The 17,091-nt window shown below is 71.4% G+C and carries 15 protein-coding genes; 10 read left to right on the forward strand and 5 right to left on the reverse strand.

Going from position 1 to position 17,091, the window contains the following annotated elements; all coding sequences use genetic code 11:
• Position 1 precedes the first annotated feature (1 nt).
• Entirely contained in the window at positions 2 to 1,243 is a 1,242-nt protein-coding gene (locus BMX97_RS05315; protein WP_091746266.1) for a threonine ammonia-lyase, read from the forward strand.
• A 19-nt stretch (positions 1,244 to 1,262) separates the two neighbouring features.
• On the opposite strand, the gene BMX97_RS05320 is transcribed toward BMX97_RS05315, so the two are convergent.
• Positions 1,263 to 2,177 carry a transporter gene (locus BMX97_RS05320; RefSeq protein WP_348273112.1) on the reverse strand — a complete coding sequence of 305 codons (915 nt, stop codon included), beginning with the start codon at positions 2,175 to 2,177 and terminating at the stop codon, positions 1,263 to 1,265.
• Between the two features lie 126 nt (positions 2,178 to 2,303).
• The gene (locus BMX97_RS05325; protein WP_091746269.1) at positions 2,304 to 2,591 is read right to left on the reverse strand and encodes a hypothetical protein; all 288 of its coding nucleotides are present in this window, start codon (positions 2,589 to 2,591) and stop codon (positions 2,304 to 2,306) included.
• A gap of 375 nt (positions 2,592 to 2,966) precedes the next feature.
• On the opposite strand from BMX97_RS05325, the gene BMX97_RS05330 reads away from it, so the two are divergent.
• From BMX97_RS05330 to purB, 4 genes are all read left to right on the forward strand, one after another.
• On the forward strand, positions 2,967 to 3,488 hold the full coding sequence (locus BMX97_RS05330) for an RDD family protein (RefSeq protein ID WP_091746272.1): 522 nt from the start codon (positions 2,967 to 2,969) through the stop codon (positions 3,486 to 3,488).
• A gap of 163 nt (positions 3,489 to 3,651) precedes the next feature.
• On the forward strand, positions 3,652 to 4,404 hold the full coding sequence (locus tag BMX97_RS05335; RefSeq protein WP_091746275.1) for an arginyltransferase: 753 nt from the start codon (positions 3,652 to 3,654) through the stop codon (positions 4,402 to 4,404).
• 157 nt (positions 4,405 to 4,561) lie between these two features.
• Positions 4,562 to 6,454, forward strand: coding sequence for an autotransporter domain-containing protein (locus tag BMX97_RS05340; protein ID WP_091746277.1), 1,893 nt, complete (start codon positions 4,562 to 4,564; stop codon positions 6,452 to 6,454).
• A 243-nt stretch (positions 6,455 to 6,697) separates the two neighbouring features.
• Positions 6,698 to 8,005 (forward strand): adenylosuccinate lyase, encoded by a 1,308-nt coding sequence (purB, locus tag BMX97_RS05345; RefSeq protein WP_091746280.1) that lies wholly within the window; start codon positions 6,698 to 6,700, stop codon positions 8,003 to 8,005.
• Between the two features lie 54 nt (positions 8,006 to 8,059).
• Here purB and BMX97_RS05350 read toward each other — a convergent pair whose 3' ends face one another.
• Positions 8,060 to 8,986, reverse strand: a complete 927-nt coding sequence (locus tag BMX97_RS05350; RefSeq protein ID WP_058619644.1) for a dihydrodipicolinate synthase family protein — start codon at positions 8,984 to 8,986, stop codon at positions 8,060 to 8,062.
• Between the two features lie 197 nt (positions 8,987 to 9,183).
• Between BMX97_RS05350 and BMX97_RS05355 the strand changes: the two genes are divergently transcribed.
• The 4 genes from BMX97_RS05355 (at position 9,184) to BMX97_RS05370 (ending at position 13,365) form a co-directional block, all read left to right on the forward strand.
• Complete coding sequence (locus tag BMX97_RS05355; protein ID WP_091746282.1) at positions 9,184 to 10,035, forward strand: D-amino-acid transaminase; 852 nt, start codon at positions 9,184 to 9,186, stop codon at positions 10,033 to 10,035.
• Positions 10,036 to 10,124: 89 nt separating this feature from the next.
• The gene (locus tag BMX97_RS05360) at positions 10,125 to 10,487 is read left to right on the forward strand and encodes a hypothetical protein (RefSeq protein WP_060849735.1); all 363 of its coding nucleotides are present in this window, start codon (positions 10,125 to 10,127) and stop codon (positions 10,485 to 10,487) included.
• 162 nt (positions 10,488 to 10,649) lie between these two features.
• Entirely contained in the window at positions 10,650 to 11,942 is a 1,293-nt protein-coding gene (locus BMX97_RS05365) for an adenylosuccinate synthase (protein ID WP_060849734.1), read from the forward strand.
• Between the two features lie 73 nt (positions 11,943 to 12,015).
• Positions 12,016 to 13,365, forward strand: coding sequence for a histidine kinase (locus BMX97_RS05370; RefSeq protein WP_091746285.1), 1,350 nt, complete (start codon positions 12,016 to 12,018; stop codon positions 13,363 to 13,365).
• Between the two features lie 327 nt (positions 13,366 to 13,692).
• Here the strand turns inward: BMX97_RS05370 and BMX97_RS05375 are convergent, their stop codons facing one another.
• Entirely contained in the window at positions 13,693 to 15,471 is a 1,779-nt protein-coding gene (locus BMX97_RS05375; RefSeq protein ID WP_091746288.1) for a PQQ-dependent dehydrogenase, methanol/ethanol family, read from the reverse strand.
• A 60-nt stretch (positions 15,472 to 15,531) separates the two neighbouring features.
• A complete protein-coding gene (locus BMX97_RS05380; RefSeq protein WP_091746291.1) occupies positions 15,532 to 16,191 on the reverse strand; it encodes a QcrA and Rieske domain-containing protein in 660 nt (219 codons plus the stop codon).
• Between the two features lie 466 nt (positions 16,192 to 16,657).
• Here BMX97_RS05380 and BMX97_RS05385 point away from each other — a divergent pair, with 466 nt between their 5' ends.
• On the forward strand, positions 16,658 to 17,047 hold the full coding sequence (locus BMX97_RS05385; RefSeq protein WP_091746294.1) for a hypothetical protein: 390 nt from the start codon (positions 16,658 to 16,660) through the stop codon (positions 17,045 to 17,047).
• The last annotated feature ends 44 nt before the right edge of the window (positions 17,048 to 17,091 follow it).

The following is a 17,091-nucleotide window of genomic DNA, read 5'->3' on the forward strand; positions in this document are numbered from 1 at the left end:
CGTGAGCCAGCCCTACGCCATCACCCCGGACGACGTCGTCCGGGCGGCCCACACCATCCGCGGCCACGTGCTGCGCACGCCGCTTGTGCCGGCGCCGCGCCTGTCGGAGCTCACCGGGGCACGGGTGCTGGTCAAGCACGAGAACATGCAGGCGACCGGGGCCTTCAAGGAGCGCGGCGCGGTCAACCGCCTGAGCGCGCTGACCGCGTCCGAGCGCCGCCGCGGCGTGGTGGCGATGTCGGCCGGCAACCACGCCCAGGCCGTGGCCTACCACGCCCGGCGCCTCGGCATCCCGGCCACCATCGTGATGCCGGCGACGACGCCGCTGGTGAAGGTGGAGAATACCCGGGCCCACGGCGCCACCGTGGTGCTGGAGGGCGAGACCCTGGTCGAATCGGCGGCGGCGGTCGACCGCCTCGTCGAGGCGCACGGCTTCGTGCTGGTCCACCCTTACGACGATCCCCTGGTGATGGCCGGCCAGGGCACCATCGCGCTGGAGATGCTGGAGGATGCGCCCGACCTCGACTGTCTCGTCGTGCCGATCGGCGGCGGCGGGCTGATGAGCGGCATTGCGGTTGGTGCGAGCCTGCGGCCGCGGGTGGCGCTCACCGGCGTCGAGGCGGCGCTCTACCCCTCCTTCCTGAACGCCATCGACGGGCAGGACCGCCCGATCGGCGGGCCGACGCTCGCCGAGGGCATCGCCGTCAAGACCGTCGGCCGCCTGACCCTGCCGATCATCCGCGACTTCGTGCGCGAGATCGTCCTCGTCGACGAGCCGCAGATCGAGCGGGCGGTGCACGACTACGCCACGCTCCAGCGCAGCCTCGCCGAGGGAGCGGGCGCCGCCGGCCTCGCGGCCCTGCTCGCCCGGCCCGACCTGTTCGCCGGCCGCACCGTCGGGCTGGTGCTGTGCGGCGGCAACATCGACGCGCGGCTGCTGGCCTCCGTGATGGTGCGCGAACTGGAGCGCGCGGACCGGATCATCTCGTTCCGCATGACCGCGAGCGACCGGCCCGGCGTGCTCGGCCAGGTGGCGGGGCGGCTCGGCGAGCTCGGCGCCAACATCCTGGAGGTCTCGCACGGCCGCCTGCACCTCGACGTGCCGGCCAAGAGCGTCTCGATCGACGTGACGATCGAGACCCGCGGCCCCGGCCACACCGCCGAGATCCTCCACACCCTGCGCGAGGAGGGGCTGGAGCCGCGGCGGATCGGCCCGCTCGGGACCGCGGCGACGGGCGGCTGACCCGACGCCGCGGGGGGCTTCAGCGCGACTGCTCGCGCGTCACCAGGGTGCGACCGGGCGCGGCCTCCTGCTTGTCCTGGTAGAGCGGCACCACCGCCCGCAGCCACGCCCGGGTGTCCCGGCCGCCGTAGTTGCGGTCGATCAGGTCGCGGGTGACGTAGGCCTGGAGGTTCACCGGGCCGAAATTGTAGCCGATCAGCCCGCCGACCGCGATCTGACCCTGCGGCCGGGCGCCGGCCACGCCGGTCGGCAGGTCGGTGGACGCGAAGGCGACGCCTCCGACCTGCCACTTGCCGAACTTCTTCGTCGCGGTCAGGTCGAGGTTCATGTAATCGGGATAGACGACGCCCGACTTCGATGTGGTGTCGAGGAACTGGCCGTAGAACAGGTGGCCGGTCAGGTTCCAGTCGTTGCCGACGTAGCTCAGCGCGAAGCGGTGCGTCAGGGACGAGGTCTGGGTCGCAAAGCCCGTCTGGCTCGGCAGGTAGCCGCCGAGCAGGTAGCTGAAACCGAAATCGTTGCCGAGGTCCCAGGCGAGCTGGGCGGCGAGCAGCGGCTGGCCGAGGCCGCTCTGCCAGTCGCTGTCCTGCGGCCTGACCGCCGAGTACGAGCCGGCAGCGAAGAGCTGCAGCCGGCCGCCGAGGATGTCCCAGGGCGTCGCCCAGGCTAGGGTCGTGGCGTTCACGTTGAGCGGCGTCACCCCGGGGCCGGTGTCGCGGACGCCGAAATTCGTCGTGGTGATCCAGTACACGCCGTGCGGGATCTGCGCGCCGACCGGCAGCCCGAGCGACTGGCCGGGCTGCGCCGCGGAGCCGGCCCGGGCGGGCCCGGGCGCCGCGACGAGGCAGGATGCCGCAAGGATCGCGCCGTACGTCGCGGCGCGGACCCGTTCCTTGCCGCCCGGACGCGTCCTTCCGATGGGGTCTGCTGCCACGGATCGTCCTCCCGTTGTTTTATCGATGAACGAGCGACGGAGGGTTTTTCATTCTTGCATGCGTTGGGACCCGTCGCTTTTCCGCGTTTCCCCTGCGGTCGGGGTCGGTTGCCGAGGTTCGCCGCCTCAGCGGCGCGGCGGCTGCACCGCCCAGCGGCGCGTGCCGGAATCCCGCAGGGCCGGGCCGGTCGCCGGCCGCTCCGCCACCATCGGGGCGCCGAGGAGCTGCCCGGTGCCGCGCACCTGCGAATGGGAGGAGCGCGGATCGTGGTAGGGATGGTGGACGTAGCTGCTCATGTGGGCGCCGCCCGCCGGCATGCGTCCGTCGCCGCCGCCATCGGCCCGGGCCGTGCCGACGAGGAGGGGCGCCGCCATCGTGACGGCGGCGAGCTTGGAGAGCGCGAGCGTCTTCATGGGGTCGATCCTCGATGTCGAGGCGGCCTCCGCATGGGAAGACTGTCTTCCCGGGAAGAATACCTTCCGCTGCCGGAGGCGGCCATCTGCGATATCGAGATCTTGTAAGACGACGAACATCGCGGATGTGTGCCCGCACACACCTGTAATCACTATAGATTAATCCCGCATCATCTACGGCAATGTGCGCGGCGGCACGTCGGGCGCCGAGATCCGGGAATTTCCGGGATGACGCAGCTGCGAGATCGCTCCGTGGGGTTGAACCGGGGACCGGCAGGGGCCGGCACGGAGGGACCGGCTCTTGAGACCGGCTCGGGCCGCGCCCACCTTATCGCCGAGGACAATGCGACCGGGCGAAGCGCGGAGACGGATGCGATGGCGAATTCCTGGCAGACCGGGCCCCAGGCGGGCTCCTATGGCGGGCCCTATCCGGGCGGATACCCGCCGGCCGGGGCGGGCTGGGGCGGGCCGCCGGTGATGGTGGCGCACGGCTCGCTGTCGCGGCGCTTCATGGCCTACCTGCTCGACATCGTGTTCATCTTCGGCTTCAGCTGCCTGCTGTGGCTGGCGATCTCGTTCCTCGGCGTCATCACCTTCGGGGTCGCCTGGGTGCTCTACGCGATCCTGCCGGCGAGCGGCATCCTCTACAGCGCCATTACGGTCGGCGGGCCGCGCCAGAGCACGCTCGGCATGCGGATGCTCGGCCTGCGGGCGGTGCGGGCGACGACCGGCGGGCCGGTGGACTGGATCACCGCGGCGGTCCACGCGCTGCTGTTCTACGTCGCGCTCTCGACCTTCCTGCTCTGGCTCCTCGACATCGGCATCGGCGTGCTACGGGCCGACCGGCGGATGGGCCACGACCTCGTCATCGACCTCGCGGTGGTGCGCGACGTCTGAGGCCGCACCCGCGCCCCGCGGGCTGCAACCTTCCGGGCCCTGCCGCGCTTAAATCCCGGGAATCGGCGCCGGCGCGCCACCCGCCTGTTGAGGCGGGCCGCGCCGGTGCTATCCTGGCCCTCCCGGCGCCGGCGCCGGTCCTTGCCTGCGAGCACGACGAAGCGTGACCAGCCATCCGCGGGACGCACCGCAGTTCTATCTCACGGCGCCCTCGCCCTGCCCGTACCTGCCGGGGCAGCAGGAGCGGAAGGTCTTCACGCATCTCGTCGGACGGCGCGCCCGCGACCTCAACGAGATCCTGACGCAGGGGGGCTTCCGGCGGTCGCAGACCATCGCCTACCGGCCGGCCTGCGAGACCTGCCGCGCCTGCATCTCGGTGCGGGTGCTGGTGGACGATTTCCGCCCGAGCGACAGCCAGCGCCGGGTGGTGCGGCGCAGCCGCGACCTCGTCGGGCAGATCCAGCCCAACCGCCCGGCCTCGGAGCAGTACGCGCTCTTCCGCCGCTACCTCGACGCCCGCCACGGCGACGGCGGCATGGTCGACATGACCGTGCTCGACTACGCCATGATGATCGAGGACAGCCACGTCGACACCCACCTGGTGGTCTACCGCAGGCGCGGCCCCGACACCGCCATCAACGGCCGCGGCGTCGGCGGGCCGGTCGCGGTCTGCCTCACCGACGTGCTCTCCGACGGGCTGTCGATGGTCTACTCGTTCTACGACCCCGTGGAGGCCGACCGCTCCCTCGGCACCTTCATGATCCTCGACCACATCGAGCGCGCCCGCAGCCTCGGCCTGCCGTACCTGTATCTCGGCTACTGGGTCGAGGGCTCGCGCAAGATGCAGTACAAGGCCAAGTTCACACCCCAGGAACGGCTGATGCCGAACGGCTGGGCCCGGGTCGAGGAGACCTGAGCGGCCCATCCCTGTCGCCGCCCGGCCACAGGACCGGGCCTTTTCTTTTTCGCCTTCGTAACCCGCCCGGACGAAGCTTGACCGAATTCGTCCGGCCCTGCCCCATCCTCGTGCCGAAGCGGTGCCACGACGCCGCAGGCCCCGGGGGAGACGACGGATGGGTAAGGATTTCGGGCGGCTGCGCCGGACAGGTCTGATCGCCGCGTGGCTCGCCGGCACGGCGCTCGCGGGCGCCGAGGGTGCGAGCGCGCAGGGCGTGACCGGGCTCACCGTGTTCGGCGACAGCTACGCCGATACCGGCAACGTCGTGCGCCTCACCGGCCGCCCCCTCGGCTTTCCCTATGTCAACGGCCGCTACTCCAACGGCGCCAACTTCGTCGACGGGCTGCAGGCGATCTACGGCCTGCCGGATGCCGCGGTGACGAACTACGCCGTCGGCGGCGCCCAGACCGGCACCGGCAATGTCGGCTCGGCCCTGCTGCCCGGCCTGACCCAGGAGGTGGCGGCGTTCCTGGCCCGCGGCCAGCGCCTCGGCGCCGGCGATCTCGTCGCCATCAACATCGGCGGCAACGACGGCATCGGCGCGGCGCTCTCCGGGCTCACCGCCGCCCAGGCGCCGCTGCTCGGCCGGATCTCAGCGACGAACGCCGTCGGCAGCGTCGGGCAGCTCGTCGGCGCCGGCGCGCAGACGATCGTGTTCAACGGCTTCACCACCCTGAACGGCCTGCCGCGGGTGGCCGCCTCGGGCAACGCCCCGGCGGCCGACCTCTTCGCCCGCACCTATTTCGACGGGCTGCAGACCGGCCTCGCGCCGTATTCCGCCGCCGGCACCCGGATCTTCCTCCTCGACAACGGCCAGATCTTCCAGCGCATCATCGCCGATCCGGGCCGCTACGGCTTTACCAACACCACCACGCCCTGCGCCCTCGTCGCCGCCTGCATCGGCGCCCCGAAAGCGGTGCAGAACACCTTCCTCTCCCTCGACGGCGTGCACCTGACCGAGGGCGGCTACCTCGTCCTGTCGCGCTACATGGCGAACGCGCTCGCCGCGCCGAACGGCATCGCCGCCCAGGCCGAGCTCGGCCAGATCGGCACCACCAGCTTCGCGGGTGCCCTGCTCCAGCGCCTCGACGCCTACCGGCTCTTCGCCCCCGCTCCCGGCGCGACGACCGGCGCCCTCGGCACCACCGGCGTCGCGCCGCTCGGTGCCCCGGCGAGCCCGCTCATCGTGTGGGGCCAGGGGGGCTATGCCGGCGGCAGCCGCGCCAGCCGGGGATTCGCCACCGGCTACGACTACGACAGCCCGAGCGGCACGATCGGCCTCGAGGCCACGCCGATGCCGGGCGTGCGCTTCGGCTTCGCCTTCAACTACGCCAACCCGCACGCCAACCTGCGCGGCGGCGCAGGCGCGATCGACGTCGACAGCTACGGCTTTGCCGCCTACGGCTCGTTCACCGGCACGAACCTCTTCGCCGACGCGGTGCTGGCCTACGGCCGCCACGACTATGCGGTGACCCGCCCCGGAGTGGTCGATCCGCTCAACGGCGCCACCGGCGGCGACAGCGTCGCGGTGGCGGCGAAGGCCGGCTACCTGTTCGACACGTTCGGTCCCGTGCGCCTCGGCCCGATCGTCGGCCTGACCTACGCCACCACCCGGGTCGGCGCCTATACCGAGCGGGGCGACCCGGTGCTGACGCAATCGGTCGGCGCCACCGGCCTCGAGTCGCTCGTCGGCCGGGCCGGAGTGCAGGTCCGCGCCGCGCCCTTCCACCTCGTCGGCCTGCCGGTCCGCGCCTTCGTCAACGTCACCGCCGAGCACGAATTTTTGGACGGCGGCCGCACGCTGGTGACCTCCTTCACCTCGACGCCGCTCCTGCCGATCCTCACCCCGCTCGGCCGCGGGGCGCGGGGCACCTACGGCCTCGTCGAGGCGGGCCTTGCCGCCGACGTGACGCCGGGCGTGAGCCTGACGCTCACCGGCGGCACCACCTTCGCTCGGACGGGCGGGGACGGGTACGCGGTGAATGGCGGGCTGACGATGCGGTTCTGAGCGCGCGCCTCACGACCGCGGCATACGACGCGACCGCTCGGGTGCAGGACCAGCCTTTCCCACCCACGACCTCATCCCGAGGGCGTGGGTGGGAAAGCTTGACCCGAAAGCGCGGGGTGGCCCGGTGGCCCGGGCCGCAGGCGAAGGGTGCTGTGACCACCGCCCTCCCCTTCCTTGCCTTCTCGCACCGCTTCCCCTAGCCGTCGCGGCATCACCCCCCGCCCCGAGCTAGGAGCCCCGACGATGATCCCCCGCTACAGCCGGCCCGAGATGACGGCGATCTGGTCGCCGGAAGCGCGTTTCCGGATCTGGTTCGAGATCGAGGCCCATGCCACGACCGCGCTGGCCGACCTCGGCGTGGTGCCGAAGGAGGCCGCCGCCAAGGTGTGGGAGAAGGGGCGCGACGCGGTGTTCGACGTCGCGCGCATCGACGAGATCGAGCGGGTCACCAAGCACGACGTGATCGCGTTCCTGACCCACCTCGCCGAGATCGTCGGGCCCGAGGCGCGGTTCGTCCACCAGGGCATGACCTCGTCGGACGTGCTCGACACCTGCCTCAACGTGCAGCTCGCCCGCGCCGCCGACCTGCTCATCGCCGACATCGACGGGCTCTTGGCCGCCCTCAAGCGCCGGGCCTTCGAGCACAAGCTCACCCCGACCATCGGCCGCTCGCACGGCATCCACGCCGAGCCGGTGACCTTCGGGCTCAAGCTCGCTCAAGCCTATGCCGAGTTCGAGCGGGCGCGTGCCCGCCTCGTCGCGGCCCGCGCCGAGATCGCCACCTGCGCCATCTCGGGCGCCGTCGGCACCTTCGCCAACATCGATCCGCGGGTCGAGGAATACGTCGCCGCCCAGATGGGCCTCACGGTCGAGCCGGTCTCGACCCAGGTCATCCCGCGCGACCGCCACGCGATGTTCTTCGCGGTGCTCGGCGTCGTCGCCTCGTCGATCGAGCGGCTGTCGATCGAGGTGCGTCACCTGCAGCGCACCGAGGTGCTGGAGGCGGAAGAGTACTTCTCCGAGGGCCAGAAGGGCTCCTCGGCGATGCCGCACAAGCGCAACCCGGTGCTGACCGAGAACCTGACGGGCCTTGCCCGCATGGTGCGGTCCTACGCGCTCCCGGCGATGGAGAACGTGGCGCTCTGGCACGAGCGCGACATCTCGCATTCCTCGGTCGAGCGGATGATCGGCCCGGACGCCACCGTCACCCTCGACTTCGCGCTCGCCCGCCTCACCGGCGTGGTCGACAAGCTGCTGGTCTACCCCGAGCAGATGCAGCGCAACCTCGACCGGCTCGGCGGCCTCGTCCACTCGCAGCGGGTGCTGCTGGCGCTCACGCAAGCCGGCGTGTCGCGCGAGGACGCCTATCGGCTGGTCCAGCGCAACGCGATGCCGGTCTGGCGCGGCGAGGGCGACTTCCTCACCCTGCTCCAGGCCGACCAGGAGGTAACCGCGGCGCTGAAGCCCGAGGCCATCGCCGAGTGCTTCGACCTCGGCTACCACCTCAAGCACGTCGACACGATCTTCCGGCGGGTGTTTGGCGAGTCCTGATCGCCGAACACGTCCCGGGGCTCTTTTTGCGGAGGCCCCGGGACGAGCGGGCGGTCAGACCCGCGCCCGCGGGTCGTGCCGCCCCAGGCGCTCCAGCAGAAAGTCCACCTCGGCGCGGGCCGCCGCCGACAGGCCGCCGGCCGGCTTGCGCTGGGCGTCCGAGGCGAGGATGCCCCGGCGCATCAGCACGTACTTGCGCACCGCGAGGCCGACGCCGGGCTGCTGCTCGTAGCGCAGGAGCGGCAGGTGGGCGTCGAAGATGTCGTGCGCCTGCGCGCGCTCGCCGGCCGCCGAGAGGCGCACGACGTCCACCAGCATCTCCGGGAAGGCGTAGCCGGTATTGGCGCCGTCGGCGCCGCGCTCGCACTCGAAGTCGAGGAAGAGGCCGCCGTTGCCGCACAGAATCGAGATCGGCCGCATCGACCCGTCGCGCTGGAAGGCGCGCAGCGCGGAGATCTTCTCGAGGCCCGGCCAGTCCTCGTGCTTGAGCATCACGCAATTGGCGTTGTCGGCGACGATGCGGCGGATCACGCCGGGCGTCATCACCACGCTCAGGGTCAGCGGGTAGTCCTGGATCACGAACGGCACGTCGGGGCCGATCACCTCGGCGGCCTGGGCGTAGTAGCCGACGATCTGGTCGTCGGTGCGCAAGGACGGCGGCGGCGCGATCATCACGCCGGCGGCGCCCGCCTCCATCACCGCGCGGGTGAGCGAGCCCATGGCGGCGAAGCCCGGGGCCGAGACGCCGATGATGACGGGAAGCTTGGTGCGCCGGATCACCCGGGAGGCGACCGCGATCGCCTCGGCGCCGTCGAGCTTGGGCGCCTCGCCCATCATGCCGAGCACGGTGAGGCCGGTCGCGCCGATCTCGCCGTAGAAATCGGTCATCCGGTCGATCGAGGCCTCGTCGATGCGGCCGTCCGGGTGGAACGGGGTCGGGGCGATGGGGAAAACGCCCTTCGCGTCGGGGGTGAGCCGCATGTCGTGTCCTCTCCGTGTCGACGGACGATAGGTCGCGCGCGCAACCGAGCGCAACCGCCGCGCGGGCCGGGAGCCCGCCCGAATCGTGCAGGGCGGGCCGGCCGGAATCGCGCTTGCCGCCGAGCGCCGGCTGATGCTTCAAGGACCTCTTGTTCGTGCACGGCCGCGCCGTCGGCCCCGCGAGAGGAAGGCCCGCCATGTCCCGCATCGTCTACGTCAACGGCCGCTTCGTGCCCTTCGAGGAGGCGACGATCCCGATCATGGACCGCGGGTTCCTGTTCGCCGACGGGATCTACGAGGTGAGCGCGGTGCTCGACGGGCGCCTCGTCGACAACGAGGCCCACCTCGCCCGCCTCGACCGATCGCTCTCCGAGATCGGCATCCGCAACCCCTACGGCATCGCCGAGTGGACGAGGCTCGAGGAGGAGCTGGTCACCCGCAACGGCCTCGAGGAAGGCCTCGTCTACATGGAGGTGACCCGCGGCGTCGCCGAGCGCGACTTCGCCTTCCCGCCCGAGGGCACGCCGCCGACCGTGGTGATGTTCACGCAAGCCAAGACCGTCTCGGCGAACCCGCTGGCCGAGCGCGGCGCCAAGGTCATCACCGTCGAGGACCTGCGCTGGAAGCGCCGGGACATCAAGTCGGTGGCCCTGCTCGCCCAGGTGCTGGCCAAGCAGCAGGCCGCCGCCGCCGGCGTGGCGGAAGCCTGGATGCACGAGGACGGCTTCGTGACCGAGGGCGGCTCCTCGACCGCCTTCATCATCACCGAGGACGGCCGCATCGTCACCCGGCCGCTCTCGACCGCGCTCCTGCCCGGCATCACCCGCCGGGCGGTGATGCGGCTCGCCGAGGAGAACGGGCTCACGGTCGAGGAGCGCGCGTTCACGGTGGCGGAGGCGCAAGCCGCCGCCGAGGCGTTCTTCACCTCGGCCTCGGCCTTCGTGATGCCGGTGATCGAGATCGACGGGACGCGCGTCGGCGGCGGCCAGCCCGGCCCGATGACCCGGCGCCTGCGCGACCTCTACCTCGAGATGGCCAGGGCCGGCTGACGGCTAGGACGGCCGAGACCAAGCGCGGCCGGAACCCTCGGGAGCCGGCCCGGTTTCCTTCGGGAGACTCCACTCGCAGGAGAAACCCGATGTCCAAGCTGATGCGTGGCGGGCTCGCCGCGCTGGCGATCGTCGCCGGCGCCACCGCCGCCCTCGCCCAGTCGCCCGAAGTACCCCTGAAGGGACGCGACCGCGACCCGAACCTGCCGCCGCTGAACCAGACCATCCCCGAGAAGGTCCGGCCCGGCGACGCGACCTCGAACGCCGACAAGTCCGACACCACCGGCTCGACGCTGAGCGACAAGCTCCAGCGCTCGGACGGCGTGATCAAGCCGCCGGCCACCGGCACGCCCGACATGGCGGTGAAGCCCCCGGAGCCGACCCCGAACTCGACCCCGGTGATCAAGCCCGGCGAGCTGCCGGGCCAGGGCCCGGGCACCGAGGCGAAGTAGCGCCTCGCGCCGCGCATCCGGGGCATCTCCCGGGCCCAGCTTGATTTCCAGGCCCGGATCGCCGAAGAGCGCAGACGCGTGACACCATCCGCAAGCCGATCAGCCCCGCGCCTACCACGCGCCGGGGCTTTTCGCGTGGCGGGGCAGGGACGGGTTTTTGATATGGCGAACGTCGTCGTCGTGGGCGCCCAGTGGGGCGACGAGGGCAAGGGCAAGATCGTCGACTGGCTCTCCGAGCAGGCCGACGTCGTGGTGCGCTTCCAGGGCGGGCACAATGCCGGCCATACCCTCGTCATCGACGGCGTGACCTACAAGCTGTCGCTGCTGCCGTCGGGCGTGGTGCGCGGCGGCACGCTGTCGGTCATCGGCAACGGCGTCGTGGTCGATCCCTGGCACCTCGTCGAGGAGATCGCCAAGATCGGCCAGCAGGGCGTGGCGATCACGCCCGAGAACCTGCGCATCGCCGACAACGCGACCCTGATCCTGCCGCTGCACCGTGAGCTCGACCACTTCCGCGAGACCTCGAACGCGGTGCTCAAGATCGGCACCACCAAGCGCGGCATCGGCCCGGCCTACGAGGACAAGGTCGGCCGCCGGGCGATCCGCGTCGTCGACCTCGCCGACGCCGAGATGCTCGACGCCAAGATCGGCCGGCTGCTGGCCCACCACAACGCCCTGCGCCGGGGCCTCGGCATCGACGAGATCGACGGCGCGGCGCTGAAGGCCGAGCTGCTCGCTATCGCCCCCAAGATCCTGCCCTTCGCCGACACGGTGTGGTCGCTCCTCGACGACGCCCGCCGCGCCGGCAAGCGCATCCTGTTCGAGGGCGCTCAAGGAGCGCTCCTCGACGTCGACCACGGCACCTACCCGTACGTGACCTCCTCCAACATCGTGGCCGCGCAGGCGGCGACGGGGTCGGGCCTCGGCCCGGGCGCGATCGGCTACGTGCTCGGCATCGTCAAGGCCTACACCACCCGGGTCGGCGAGGGCCCGTTCCCGACCGAGCTCACCGACGCGATCGGCGAGCGGATCGGCGAGCGCGGCCGCGAGTTCGGCGTCGTCACCGGGCGCAAGCGCCGCTGCGGCTGGTTCGATGCCGCCCTGGTGCGCCAGACCGTGCGGACCTCCGGGATCAACGGCATCGCGCTCACCAAGCTCGACATCCTCGACGGCTTCGAGACGATCCAGATCTGTACCGGCTACCGCCTCGACGGCCGCGTGATCGACCACCTGCCGGCGAGCCAGGCCGACCAGGCCCGGGTCGAGCCGATCTACGAGGCCTTCGAGGGCTGGAGCGAGACCACCGCGGGCGGCCGCTCCTGGGCAGACCTGCCGGCCCAGGCGATCAAGTACGTGCGCCGCATCGAGGAGCTGATCGGCGCGCCGGTGGCGCTGCTCTCGACCTCGCCGGAGCGGGACGACACCATCCTGGTCCACAACCCCTTCGAGGATTGAGCGGAATCCCGCGCGCATCCCGGCGGGCGAAGCTTGACGCCCGCCGCCCCGCACGACAAGGCATGCGGCGACCATGGCCGACTATTACCCCCTGCTCGCCCGCGCCCTCGAGGCCCTGCCGGACCGTTCGCCCGATTTGCGGCACACGGTCTACGAGCGCGCCCGCGCGGCGCTGATCGGCCAGCTCCGCTCCCTCGACCCGCCGCTGTCGGAGGCCGACATCGAGGCCGAGCGGGTCTCGCTCGACCGGGCGATTGCCCGGCTCGAGACCGAGCATGGCGGCCAGCCGGAGCCCGCCCTCCCGGAGCCCCCGAAGGAGGCCGCGAAGGAACCCCCGCGCGACCCCGAGCCGGTCGCCGCGCAGGCGACCCCGCCGGCGGCGGCGGAGGCGAACGGCCTGCCCCGCGCCACGCCGCCCGCGCCGCTCCCCGCTCCCCCGGTCGCGCCGCCCGCCCCCTTCACCGCCGACGCCCTGCCGGAGGCCGGCCCCCCGGTCGAGCTGAAGCTGCCGCCGTCCCGCCCGCGCACGCCCGAGCCGGCCGCCGAGGACCCGGCCGGCGAGGCCGCCGGCTCCGGCCCGCAGCGCCCGCGCCTCGACGTGGTGGCGCCCAAGCGCGACCGCTCGCGGCTGGTGCGCAACGGCATCGTGGCGGCGGTGCTGGCGGCGGTGGTCGGCGCCATCGCGGTCACCGCCTGGTCCCTGCGCGACAACCCGGCCGCCCTGCCGACGGGCTTTGCCGAGAACGGCCCCAACCGGCCGGCCGAGAACCAGGATTCGAAGTTCGCCGACCGGGTCGGGGGCGATCGGGCCGCCCAGGCGCCCACTTCCCCACCGGCCGCGCCGCAGGGCGGGGCTGCCCGGCCCGCGCCGACGCCTGACATCGCGGTGGCGCAGCGCGGCACGCTCTACGAGGAGAACGGCCCGCAGGGCTCGGCCCCGAAGGCGACGCAGGCCCGGGTGGTCTGGCGCCTGGATGCCGTCAATGCCGGCCAGGGCCAGCCGCTCCAGACCGTGGTGCGGGCGACGATCGACGTGCCGGAGGCGGGCCTGAACCTCGCCCTGGTCCTGCGCCGCAACACCGACGCGACCCTGCCGGCCTCGCACATCATCGAGCTGACCTTCACGGCGAGCGACGCCAACCGCACGGTGCGCGACGTCGGGCTGATCCAGTTCAAGGACGACGAGACCGGCCGCGGCTCGCCGGTCTCCGGCCTGCCGGTGCCGGTGCGCGACAACCTGTTCCTGATCGGCCTGTCGAACCTGAAGGCCGACATCGAGCGCAACACCGACCTGCTGCTCAAGCGCAACTGGATCGACCTGCCGATCCGCTACGCCAACGGCAACCGGGCGATCCTGACCTTCGAGAAGGGCAATGCCGGCGAGAAGGTGATGCGCGAGGCGTTCGAGCAGTGGCAGCCGTGAGGCACCGGCGCGCCTGATCGCGCGCCCGCCACCGTTCCAAGGCAACGAGCGGCAGCGCCGTCGCGGGTTCCGGGGATCCGTCCCGAGCCGGCCTCGATTCCGCCCTCGCGCGGGCCCGGGTCGGTCGACGATCGACGGCTTCGCCAAGGCAGTCCGGCGGGCGGGCTTTCTCTGCAATCCGCACGCCGGGGCGGCCCGCCACGGGGACCGGGGGCCGGCCCCGGGCGAAGAAAAAAGGCGCCGGCCTCCGCTCTCCCCGCGGGCGCGAGGCCGTACGGGGAGAGCAGGAGGTCCGCGCGTCTCACGTCTCCGGGATACCGCGCCGGACTACCGGGTGGACGACCCGGCCTCGGCCCGCTTCTCCGGCGCCTTCTCGTCGTCGACGGCGAAGACCCAGACCGTCCCGCCCTGGGGGATGTCCTTCTCCCAGCCGTGCTCGTCGGCCATGATGCCCTGGACCAGGGCGGAATCGACGCCCCAGCCCGAGACGACCGCGATGTACTGCTTGCCGTCGATGGCGTAGCTGATCGGCGGCGAGATGATCCCGGAATTGGTCTTGAAGCTCCACAGCTCCTTGCCGGACTTGGCGTCGTAGGCCCGGAACATCCGGTCGCTGGTGCCGCCGGTGAAGATCAGGTCGGTGGCCGTCGACAGGATCGAGCCCCACATCCACGACTTCGCGTAGGTGTCGCGCCAGACCTCCTTGTTGGTGTTGACGTCGATGGCCTGGATGCCGCCGATATATTTCACGTCCTTGTCGATCAGGAGCTTGATGTCGGTGATGTCGACGCCGGCCGACCACTGGCCGGGGACCCGCTCCTGGACCTTGCCCTCGTAGGTCATGCAGTGGTTGTCGTTGAACGGGACGTAGAGCATCCCGGTCTTCGGGTTGAAGGACTCGTAGGGCCAGTCCTTGCCGCCCCACACGCTCGGGCAGTAGGTGCCGGCCCGGCCGGTGCCGGGCACGCCGGCCTGGTTGTAGGTCGGCCGGCCGGTCTTCGGGTCGACGCTAGAAAAGACCGTGTTCTTCACGAAGGGCCGGGCGTCCAGGAAGCTGATCTGGCCGCCATCGGTGCGGCCGAGACGGTAGAGATAGCCGTTGCGCTGGGCGCTGATCATCGCCGGCACCTTTTTGCCGTCGCGGTCGAGCTCGATCAGGGTCGGGGCGTTCATCGCGGCCCAGTCCCAGGAATCGTTCCAGTGGTACTGGAAGTGGCTCTTGATCGTGCCGTCCGCCGGGTTCAGCGCGACGACCGAGGCGACATAGAGGTTGTCGCCGGGCCGCTGGTCGCCGAGCCAGGGCGAGCCGTTGCCGACGCCCCAGTACAGCACCCCATTCTTGGCGTCGTAGTTGCCCGGCATCCACATCGTGCCTCCGCCGATCTTCCAGGCGTCCTTCCAGCGGCCCTCCTTCGGCCAGGTCTCGGAGCCCGGCTGGCCGGGAGCCGGCACGGCCCAGAAGGTCCAGTCCTCCTTGCCGGTCTCCGCGTCGAAGGCCTTCAGGAAGCCGCGCACGCCGAACTCGCCCCCGGACGGGCCGATCATGATCTTGCCGTTCACCGCGACCGGGGCCGAGGTGATGTAGGCGCCCTGCGTCCAGTCGCAGACCTCGGCCTCCCACGCCACCTTGCCGGTCTTCGCGTCGAGGGCGACGAGCCGGCAATCGAGGCCGGCGACGTAGACCTTGTCGCCCCACAGGGCGACGCCGCGATTGGTGTAGTGGAAGGCGCTGAAGCCCTCGGGGAAGTCGCGCTTGTAGCGCCAGACCGACTCGCCGGTCTTCGCATCCATGGCGATGACCTGGTTGTAGGGCGTGGCGACATACATGACGCCGTTGTTGACGATCGGCGGCGCCTCGTGGCCGGAGGTCACGCCGGTGGAGTAGCTCCAGACCGGCCGCAGCGACTTGACGTTGCCGGCATTGACCTGATCGAGCGGCGTATAGCTCCAGCCGGCATAGTTGCCCTTGGCCATCAGCCAGTTCTCGGGCTCCGGGTTGGAGAGCCGTTCCTGGGTGACCGTCGAATAGGTCTTCAGCGGCGCCGCCACGGCGAGGGCGGGCACGAGGACGGAGCCGAGCAGGGCCGCGGACAGGGTCTTGATCATGGCGTCGATCTCCCAGAAGCGTCGTTGTGGCGAAGGCGTCTGTCCGGTTCTCGCGACCGGTTATTGCTGCGACGGGGCCGCGCCGAGGGCGCCGACGAACCCGCCCGCGACCGTGACCGCCCCGTCGGTCACGGCGATCGGCAGTCCGGCGAGGCGGCGGGTGGCCGGGCCGGTCAGCACGGTGCCGTTGTCGGCGAGATCGAAGCGCGAGCCGTGGCAGGTGCAGACCACCGACCGGCCGTCCTCGTTGAGGAGCGTGATCGGGCAGCCGTTGTGGGTGCAGATCGCCGAATAGGCGACGAGGCCGTCAGCCCCGCGCGGCGCCGTGGCCGCGGTCAGGGCGGCGGGATCGGTGCGGATCAGCAGGATCTGGTTGACCCGCGAACCGCTGCGGATCGTCCCCGTCGCCGGATCGACCGGATAGACGAGGCGCGGCGGATCGCCGACCTTGAGGTCGGCCGCCATGACCTTCTGGTCCTTGGCCTCGCCGCTGAGATACGCGAAGGTATCGCCGGGCTGCGGGCGCATCGCCTTGGGATTCGGCGCCTTGACGGTCGATGCGTTGGCGGCCGGGACTTGGCCGCCGGCCGGCTCTCCGGCGGCGAGGGCGTCGGCGGGGGCGAGGAGCAGCGCGAGCCCCGCCGTGAGGAGGCTTCGGCGCGGCAACGGCGCCCCGGTGCATCCGCCCGCGCACGGCTCCTGCGTCGTCTCGTCGGTCATGGGTCCTCTCTCCGCGCAGGACATGTCGGGGAAGGGCCTCGGCCCCGCATCAGCGTGCGGTCGCCCGGCACGGCGCGCGTCAATGGACGCACGGTCGTCGCGGCCTCGACCCCGCAGCGCAACATGATGAGTTCAAGAAATATGTGCGTCGCACACGCGATCATGCCCGACTTATGCGGTTCTCGCGCATTCTATCCTCCCTGTCGTCTCGTCGGCCGGACGTGTCTCCGCCGGCTGGCGCCGCTTGAGGCGCCTTAAACGGACGATATCACCGCGATTTTCTTTCTTGCAACAATTCGAGACATAACAGATCCGACAATCTTATCATAATAAGATTATGATAAATCTATAATAATATAATAAAAACTGGTGACGCACTTTCCATTTGCGGGGCGTCTCTCCGCCCGGCAGGCTCGCGACGACGCGCGCACCGATACCTCGGCAGCGCCCCTGCGAAGGACCGAGCATGACGTTCCGACACGCGCTGGCCGGCCTCGCCCTCGTGCTCCAGCCCGTCGCGGCGCAGGCCGTCGAATGGAGCCGGCACGACCTCCTGACGGAGGCCGGGCGGCCGCTGCAGGTCGCGGCGACCGACGGCGCCGACGAGAAGGTGGGCATCGGCGAAACCCCGGCCTTCTTCCGGCGCATCACGGCCGGGGGCGCGGAATGCGAAGCCAAGGACGGCAAGACGGGTCGCATCCGGATCGTCTGCACCGGCGCGGGCGGCCATCCGGTCACCGTCTATATCGGGACGTTCGTCGGCGCCGGGCAGCTCCTGATCCAGCAGGTCGCCGTCGAGACGCGGATGCTCCCGGCCGCGGAGCGCGTCGCGCATATGCGCGCCGTCATGCGATGAAGGGCCGGCCCGACCGGCCGGCCCTTCATCGTGCAATCGCCGCG

This window comes from Methylobacterium sp. ap11, from assembly GCF_900110515.1.
Taxonomy (GTDB): domain Bacteria; phylum Pseudomonadota; class Alphaproteobacteria; order Rhizobiales; family Beijerinckiaceae; genus Methylobacterium; species Methylobacterium ajmalii.